Below are 7,973 nucleotides of genomic sequence, written 5' to 3' on the forward strand. Positions count from 1 at the left end.
ATCCAATCTGGGCAAAGTCGAGGAAAACCACACTACCGTCGATTGAGAACCTGCAAGTTTGTTTCGACCGCGAGACGCGGTGTTTCACACTCAGGCGGCTCGTCTGTGTCGAGCCGCGCGGAGCCACGATGGTTGCATCGTCTCGATATGATCGACTGATTTCAGGTGTGAGCCTATTAGCGGATCGAGAATATGCGGATCGGTCAGCGGCGCCATGTGCCCTGCGTCGGGAACCATGACCAGACGTGCTCCGATTATTGCTTCGGCAACGAGCTCCGTGACACGAAGGCTTGCGGCAGGGCTTTCCAGCGCCATGACTGCAAGTGTCGGACACGACACCCGCCTGCAGCGTGGCAAGGGCCAGTACTCGGCCAGAGACGCCGCAAGAGTCATCGCCACCTGCTCGGCCTGAGAGGCAAGATAGGCGCGCAGGCTGCTGCTGGTTCTGGACCAGGCGCCGGCTCCATACCAGAAGTCGATATAGGCCTGAATTGCATCAGTCGGCCTGATAGCGGCGATGGATGCCGCCATTCGATCGGCAAGATCGACGAGTTCGCTAAACAGCATCCGATCAGCCGGATCATCTGCGAGCAACAGGTGGAAGCAAGTCGGCTCGATCAGCGTCAGGCTTCGGACCAATGTCGGCCGGGACAGCGCGATTTCCAGCGCCACCGCAGCACCATGGCCATGGCCGACGATATGTATCGGGACCGTGTCAGTGGCGAGCGCGCCGATAAGAAGCTGGGCTATATCGTGGACGTCGTTCGCTGTGCGCAAGCCGACGTCAACGTGGCCAGGGAGATCCGGCGCGATCAACTGATACCGGCCGCGGAGATAGTTCGAGAGGCCCTGCCATTGCCGGCCGGAACTCGCCGCATCATGCAAGGCAAGCACCGGCAAGCGGGAATCCCTCGTATCAGGCTCGATAGCGAACCGGTCAAGCTGTCCGGTTATCATGACCGCGCATCCTCTCGGTTGATGAGTCATAGGCGATCGACATGATTTCGGATCGCGTGATGCCGATGTCCTTGAGCATGTAATCGTCCAGCTTGGACAGGTCCCGGACGGTCCGGCGCTGACTCCGATTTGCGCGGAACGCGTCATAGGCGATGCGCACTCTCTCGATGAGAGACATGTCCCGATTGTCGGGTGAGAGTAAAAGGGTGATTGCAAACACAGTACACTCCATTGATTGAGACCGCCCGATCGGCGGCTTGGTTGATTGCGGTCTGGACGGCGGCAGGTGCAGCTTTGCGCCTTCTGACAATGCCGCCGTCCGGCCCAACGTCAGTTGCTGCCGTAGAGAATGCGCGGGCTGGCCCCGATGCCTGTCCCCCGGCTGCCGGCGGACATCGATGCCGCCGAGGAAAAGCCGAGCGCACGCGGCGCGTTGTAGACAGTCGATGGCATCGACGCGTCGCCATAGGTGTAGCGGGATGAAAGCTTCCCGTTAGCCGCAGACGCACCGATCGAGGCGCTTGACGAGAAGTTGCCGCTTGGCACCTTCTTCACGATGGTGCGCGGGGCGGCGTCGCCGTGACGGGCGGAAGTCATGCCTACGCCCGGAAACTGCAGGGTGGAAAGGATGTCGGTGGCATGCGTGGTGCCCACTGCCGGCAGCATGGCCGCAAACGCAAGGATGATCTGTCTCATGATAGTCTCCGTTGTTGTTTCGATTTTCTGGCTTCGCTGTCGCGCTTCATTGCAGCGTTGCTCCGCTGAAATTGATGAAGCTGACGACATCGTTCGGTTTTGAAAAACCTGTTCGGCAACGATCGATTCAATCGAAGTCGACGCTCCGGTTTTAGCGCAGCGTTGTTTCACCTGTTTTTCTGGCGGGAAGCAGAAGTGTTTCTTTTGTTTCGGGATTCAGGCTCGGGTTGCTTGATGCGGCTGAAACAATTGAAACAAATCGCCGGAATCTTGAATGAATCCTGAAAAATAGAGGTAGTATTCCTTCGGAAATACCTCTTCCGGACAGTGCGGCCGATCGCAATCGATGTTCGACGGGGATGGAGACAGTACATGCTCGACGAAAGCCAAGTCATGAATGCGCCAACCGGCTATGCCTTGTTCAATGGCGAGAACGTCCTCGTCGAGGCCAATGCCGAGATCTTCGGTGAAAGCGCCTCCACGGCCGCTGAACCGGGCTCAATGACCCTGGAGACTGCGAGCGCCAGGGTTCTTTCGCGGTTCAAGAGCTTCGACGGTCGCAGTGTCGAGCGGAACGAAAATTTCATTAGAAGTGCCGCAGAGCGCTGGAAGGAAACCGCCAAAGCTCCCGTCGAGGCCGAAACATTGGACGGGCGCTGGAAACTGCTGACGACACATCCCCGGCCCGACGGCGGCGTTGCCCTGGTCAGCATCGACATCACCGATATCAAGCGGGCGCAGATCGCATATCAGGACAGCGCCGAGATATTCCGCTGCATCACCGACAGTCATCCGCTGCCGGTCTGGGTGGTCGACGAGAGGAGCATGGAGATCCTTTATGAGAGCCTCGATGCCTCAAACCTGCTCGGCAGGAAATGGCAACCAAATGAGCAGCAATTCATAACCGACCATTCCGTGGACTCTCACGAATTCGACAAGGTCAGGGAACTCGTCAGCACGAGCGAAATTGTCCGCGATCACGAAATGCAGTTCAAACGGTCGGATGGCACGATTGTCTGGTGTTCGGCCAATTGCCGGCCCGGGCTTTATCAGGGGCGCCCCTCGATCGTCATAGGCGTTCTCGACATCACCAAACGCAAGCGGCGCGAAGACCTGTTCGGCTTTCTCATCAAGCATCACCCGCTGCCGGTGTGGATGAACGATATCGAATCCGGGGATTTGATCTACCAGAGCCGCGCCGCCGAGCGGCTGTTCGGCTGGCCGAAGAACGCAAGCGCGGCCCGGAAAATGCCTAAGCTTTGCGACTATTTCGTCGACCAGCGGCAGTATCGGAAGATCAGCCGCGAGCTCATGCTCAAGGGAACCGTCGAAAATTGTGAGGCACTCCTGAAGCGGGCTGACGGTCAGGAAATCTGGGCAACCGGCAATCTCCGTGTCGTGGAGTATCAAGGGCGGCAGATGATTCTTGGCGGCATTGCCGATGTCACCAAGCAGAAGAAGCGTGACGACGAAATCGCACTGGCGCGCGAGCTGCTTTCGGACGCTATCGAATCCCTATCCGAGGGCTTCGCGCTCTACGGTGACGACAATCGGCTCGTGATGTGCAACCGGCTCTACCGCGAAATGAACCATCTGGTCGAGGATATGGTCGAGCCAGGGGTCGACTGGGCCGCGCTCCTGCGCGAAGCGGCAAGGCGCGGGGCATATCGTGCCGCGATCGGCCGCGAAGATGAATGGTTCAATGAGCGCGTTCGGGATCGCGTCGGGTTCCTGAAGGATGCACCCGTCGAGCTTGGCAACGGGCAATGGCACTCGGTGTCGGTTCATCCAACTCGCCTCGGCGGATTCGTGGTGACCCGCGCGGACATAAGCGAGCGCAAGAAGGCCGAGACCGCTGAACGCGACGCCCATGCCTTGCTGCGCCAGGTTCTCGATGCCTGTCCTTCGCCCACCCGCATGTCCACCGTCGACGGGCAGACACTTTATCGCAATCTGGCATGCGCAAATCTCTATGGTGATCGCGCGAAGATCACGGACTACTACGTCGATGCCGACGATAGCCGGCGCCTTGTCGAAACCTTGCAGGAAGACGGCAGGGTCGACGACTTCCGGGTGCAGCAATACACGGCAGACAACCGCGTGTTCTGGGCTTCGCTTTCAGCGCGCCTGATCGACTTCCAGGGCCAGTCGGTGATCGTCTCCAACTCGACAAATATCGACGACATGATCCTGGCCCAGGACCAGACACGGCGGGCCAATGACCGGCTGATCGATGCGATCGAGTCACTGGCGGAAGGGTTTGCGCTTTACGGCAAGGATGATTGCCTGATCCTCGCCAACAGCCGATATCGCAAGATGCATGCGATAAGCGCGGATGTTCTGGCTCCCGGCGTGAACTGGTTCGACTTTCTGCGCACCACTGCAGAGCGAAAACAGTTCCCTGTTCCACCGCAGGGCATCGACTCTTGGCTGGCCGAGCGGGCGAAGGACCGGCGCGAGTTCCGGCAGCAGGAATTCCAGCATACCGACGGCAGCTGGTATTTCGTTTCGACCTGCCCCACCCGCGAGGGCGGCTTCGTCGTTACCCGCGTCGACATAACAGAACGCAAGCGTGCGGAACTAGCAGCAAAGGAAGCCGACGAACTCGTCCGCAAGGTTCTTGAAGCCTGCCCGGTCAACATCCAGATGACCCGCGCCCATGACGGCAAGGTGCTTTACCGCAGCCCCGCGACGGCCGAACTGCTTGGCAATGTCGCTTACGCGGCGGACTACTATGTCGATCAGGTAGACCGGAAGCGATATGTCGAGAAACTTCTGGCCGAAGGATCGGTCGACGATTTCGAAACCCAGCTCAAACGCAGGGACGGCGGAACATGCTGGTGCTCGATTTCGTCCCGGCTTATCGACTTCCACGGCGAGAATGTCATCGTTTCGCACGCCTATGATCTTACCGACCGCATCAGGATGCAGACCGAACTGGAGCGCCAGCGCGAAACACTGCATCAGAACGAAAAACTGTCCGCTTTGGGTGAGCTGCTGGCCGGCGTAGCGCACGAACTGAACAACCCGCTCTCCGTGGTGCTCGGGCTATCCTTGATATTGAAGGAAACGGCAAAGGATCGAACGACCGAAGAGCGTGCCGACAAGATCAGCAAAGCCGCGGAACGCTGCGCCCGTATCGTCAAGACCTTCCTGGCGATGGCACGGCAGCAACCAACCCGGACCCAGAACATCCGGATAGATGACGTCGTTGCCTCTGCGATCGAGGTGGCCAGCTATTCCATCAGTTCCTCCGACGTCGCCTTCTCGGTTCACCTCCAGCAAGGTCTCCCATCAATCTGGGCCGATCCGGACCAGCTCAGCCAGGTACTGATCAATCTCCTGGTCAATGCCGAACAGGCTTTGCACGGCTGGGAGGGACGAAGAGAAATAACGATCTCCGCGCATCTGCACCCCAGGAATGGCAATGTGATCGTGAGAATCGCCGACACAGGTCCCGGAATCGCCGGCGAAATCCTGTCACGCATCTTTGAGCCGTTCTTCACCACCAAGGAGGTCGGTGCGGGAACCGGGATCGGGCTGTCGTTCTGTCACCGTATCGTTCAGTCGCATGGGGGGACCATTGAGGTCGAAACCACCGCTGGCGAAGGATCCACCTTCATCGTCTCGCTTCCGGCTTCCGCGCGGCCGGGTGTGAAAGCCGAGATCAAGCCTGACGAACCGGCAAAATCCTCGGGACTGGCCTGTCTTGTCGTGGACGATGAGAAGGAGGTCGGCGACCTGATTGCGGAAGTACTGCGGCGTGACGGTTTCAAGGTCACGGTCGCCCGATCCGGCGAGGAAGCCGTGCGGCAATTGAAGAACCGCACCTTCGCCCTGATCCTGAGCGATCTGAAAATGCCGAATATGGATGGCCGCCACCTGTTCAACCATGTCGCCGATTTCCATCCATCAGAGATCGAGCGGCTGGCCTTCCTGACGGGCGATACAATCAGCCCGGACGCGCAGGTTTTCCTGCGGGCGACAAAGCGGCCCTATCTCGAAAAACCGGTCAAACCTGACGAACTCCGTTCTTTCGTGTCCAAATTGATGAGCAAAAGTATCTGATTGCGTAACTGGTGTTGGCGTCCGGTGATTTGCCATCCGATGTGAACGAGAATAGTTTGTATCTGGGGCAAGTTACTTGTCGACCGATGTCTTGATGGACGCTGCGCACATCGTTGTTTGCGACGACGAGCCGGATATACGTGACATTGTCGCGGAATATCTGGAGCGCCATGGCTATGCCGTCACGCCTGTCGATGGCGGCCCGGCTTTGCGCGAACTGGCCAATGCACGCCATATCGACGCGATCATCCTGGATATAAGGATGCCTGGCGAGGACGGGCTGTCGCTGGCGCGATATCTGCGCGAACGCTCGGACGTTGCCATCATCATGCTGACGGGGTCCGCCGACACTATCGACCGGGTCGTCGGCCTCGAGATGGGTGCGGATGATTATATCGCAAAACCGGTGGATTTGCGGGAGCTGCTCGCCCGCCTCAAGGCGGTGTTGCGCAGAACTTCAGGCCGGGCACGGCCTGAAGTGAAGCCGGACACTCACGGTACTCAGCAGGTCAAGTTCGGACGCTGCAGTTTTGACCGAGAGGCGCACAAGCTGTTCGACGAGGACGGCATTGAAATCGCTATCACGGCTATGGAGTTCCAGCTTCTGAAAGTATTCGCCGATCATCGTGGGCGCGTCCTGAACCGGGATCAACTCCTCGAACTGGCGCACGACCGAGGCTGGGACCCGTTCGACCGCAGCATCGACATCCGCATCTCCCGATTGCGCAAGAAGATCGAAATTGACCCTTCCAAGCCGGATGTTATCCGAACCATTCGCGGTGTCGGATATCTCTATTCGTAGCGAAACGATCTGACGGCGTACATCCGGTGGCAATCGCTAAAGCTGGGCTTGACGCTGGGTTGCGGAACCGGCGGTAGAGCTTGCGTTTTGGTTGTTCCAACCGGGATTGAGGCCTATCGTTCAATGTGCGGCTGGTCATAGAGGACGACGCTCAGCAAAGAGCTGTGGACCTTGAGCGTTCCATTGTATTCAATGAAGCCCAACTTTCGAAACTTGTTCATGAAGTGGCTCACGCGGGACCGTGTCGTGCCAATCATCTCTGCAAGTGTTTCTTGGCTGACCTTGCCTATGATTGCTTCGGGCCTCCCTTCCTTGCCAAAATTCGCCAAAAGAAGAAGTGCTCGCGCCAAGCGCTTTTCGCTCGAATTGAACAATTGATCGACCAAATCCTCTTCGACCCTGATAGCGCGGGCCAACAGGTGCGAAATAAACATCTCAGAGAAGGCGGGCTCATCATGGATAACGCGAATGATGGCCTTCTTTTCGATCCTCATAATTTCGCTTTCCGTCACAGTCGTGACAGTAGCCATGCGCCGTTGCTGACCTGCCAGCGCACCCTCCCCACAGAAGCTACCCTGATCGAGAATTGCCACGACGGCTTCCTTGCCCTGCGGTGAACCGACGGTAACTTTCAGCTTTCCGGCCATTATGTAAAAAACGGAATCCGCAGGATCACCCTGCAGGAAAACGACCTGGTCAGCCTGATACCTTGTGATGCTTCTCCCTCCGTCGGCCTTTGCAAGGAAGGCCATGGGGTCGAACGTAGAATTGTTTTTGCTAGACATGAAAGCTCCCCGCATTCATCGGCCTAATCTGATTAAGTGCTTGAACGTTAATGTATAAACTCGCCGAAATGAGTTTCTCGGTGAAATTGATGGTCTCTAGTTTGAATAATTTGGTATATTTTCAGAAATTGGTCAATTTTATACAGAAATCATTTGCAAGCGCGCCTATAACAATCAGGTCGTCAGCCATACGAATGGGCGCTGGCGATTGAAAGTGGCCACCAAGCTTTCGCCCCAGCAGTGGAGCAAGCAATGACTGCGCCTCAAAATTCTCATCCAGACATCTACTATCCTGAGGATCTGATGATGCTGACCCGTATTTGCAAAATATTGCGACAAGAACGGGGATGCGACACCGCTGACCGGGGTGCCAAGGAAATCGCGGACCGCGCCTTTCGCTTTTTCTCGTCAGGGATTGCCGAGGAAGAGGCGCTTTTCCAAAAACTCAGGCAGCAGGCGTAGGAAACTCCCTCACCACGCCTTGCCCGTCGTCCCGAGAGGGACGGCGGGTCTTTTGCGTCAAATCCGAGGATCGCGAGCAGGATGATACCTGCCCATACGCCCTCAGAATCGAAGGTCAGTTGCGCCTGCATCGTTATGAAACCGAGCCCCCTGTAGGCCGCGAGCATTTCGCTCGCCACCATCAGTATGAAAGCGACCTGCAA

7 protein-coding genes are annotated in these 7,973 nt (G+C 57.6%); 3 read left to right on the top strand and 4 right to left on the bottom strand.

Going from position 1 to position 7,973, the window contains the following annotated elements; genetic code table 11:
* Positions 1–90: 90 nt before the first annotated feature.
* From WBQ96_RS05620 to WBQ96_RS05630, 3 genes are all read right to left on the bottom strand, one after another.
* Positions 91–957 (bottom strand): alpha/beta fold hydrolase, encoded by an 867-nt coding sequence (locus WBQ96_RS05620; RefSeq protein ID WP_336548152.1) that lies wholly within the window; start codon positions 955–957, stop codon positions 91–93.
* Entirely contained in the window at positions 938–1,177 is a 240-nt protein-coding gene (locus WBQ96_RS05625; protein ID WP_336548154.1) for a DUF1127 domain-containing protein, read from the bottom strand. The genes WBQ96_RS05620 and WBQ96_RS05625 overlap by 20 nt, the downstream gene beginning before the upstream one ends.
* Before the next feature lie 110 nt (positions 1,178–1,287).
* Positions 1,288–1,653, bottom strand: coding sequence for a hypothetical protein (locus tag WBQ96_RS05630; RefSeq protein WP_336548156.1), 366 nt, complete (start codon positions 1,651–1,653; stop codon positions 1,288–1,290).
* Between the two features lie 372 nt (positions 1,654–2,025).
* On the opposite strand from WBQ96_RS05630, the gene WBQ96_RS05635 reads away from it, so the two are divergent.
* Positions 2,026–5,721, top strand: a complete 3,696-nt coding sequence (locus WBQ96_RS05635; protein WP_336548158.1) for a PAS-domain containing protein — start codon at positions 2,026–2,028, stop codon at positions 5,719–5,721.
* A gap of 76 nt (positions 5,722–5,797) precedes the next feature.
* Positions 5,798–6,523: a response regulator transcription factor gene (locus WBQ96_RS05640; RefSeq protein ID WP_336548160.1), complete on the top strand. Its 726-nt coding sequence runs from the start codon at positions 5,798–5,800 to the stop codon at positions 6,521–6,523.
* A 113-nt stretch (positions 6,524–6,636) separates the two neighbouring features.
* Here the strand turns inward: WBQ96_RS05640 and WBQ96_RS05645 are convergent, their stop codons facing one another.
* Positions 6,637–7,308, bottom strand: coding sequence for a Crp/Fnr family transcriptional regulator (locus tag WBQ96_RS05645; protein ID WP_165115021.1), 672 nt, complete (start codon positions 7,306–7,308; stop codon positions 6,637–6,639).
* 252 nt (positions 7,309–7,560) lie between these two features.
* Here WBQ96_RS05645 and WBQ96_RS05650 point away from each other — a divergent pair, with 252 nt between their 5' ends.
* Positions 7,561–7,770 (top strand): hypothetical protein, encoded by a 210-nt coding sequence (locus WBQ96_RS05650; RefSeq protein ID WP_336548163.1) that lies wholly within the window; start codon positions 7,561–7,563, stop codon positions 7,768–7,770.
* Positions 7,771–7,973 lie beyond the last annotated feature (203 nt).

This window comes from Mesorhizobium sp. CCNWLY176 (assembly GCF_037153935.1).
Lineage (GTDB): Bacteria > Pseudomonadota > Alphaproteobacteria > Rhizobiales > Rhizobiaceae > Mesorhizobium_M > Mesorhizobium_M zhangyense.

Coding starts and splice junctions, on each gene's coding strand:
- WBQ96_RS05620 (WP_336548152.1), bottom strand. CDS start 957: ATGATAACCGGACAGCTTGACCGGTTCGCTATCGAGCCTGATACGAGG.
- WBQ96_RS05630 (WP_336548156.1), bottom strand. CDS start 1,653: ATGAGACAGATCATCCTTGCGTTTGCGGCCATGCTGCCGGCAGTGGGC.
- WBQ96_RS05635 (WP_336548158.1), top strand. CDS start 2,026: ATGCTCGACGAAAGCCAAGTCATGAATGCGCCAACCGGCTATGCCTTG.
- WBQ96_RS05645 (WP_165115021.1), bottom strand. CDS start 7,308: ATGTCTAGCAAAAACAATTCTACGTTCGACCCCATGGCCTTCCTTGCA.
- WBQ96_RS05650 (WP_336548163.1), top strand. CDS start 7,561: ATGACTGCGCCTCAAAATTCTCATCCAGACATCTACTATCCTGAGGAT.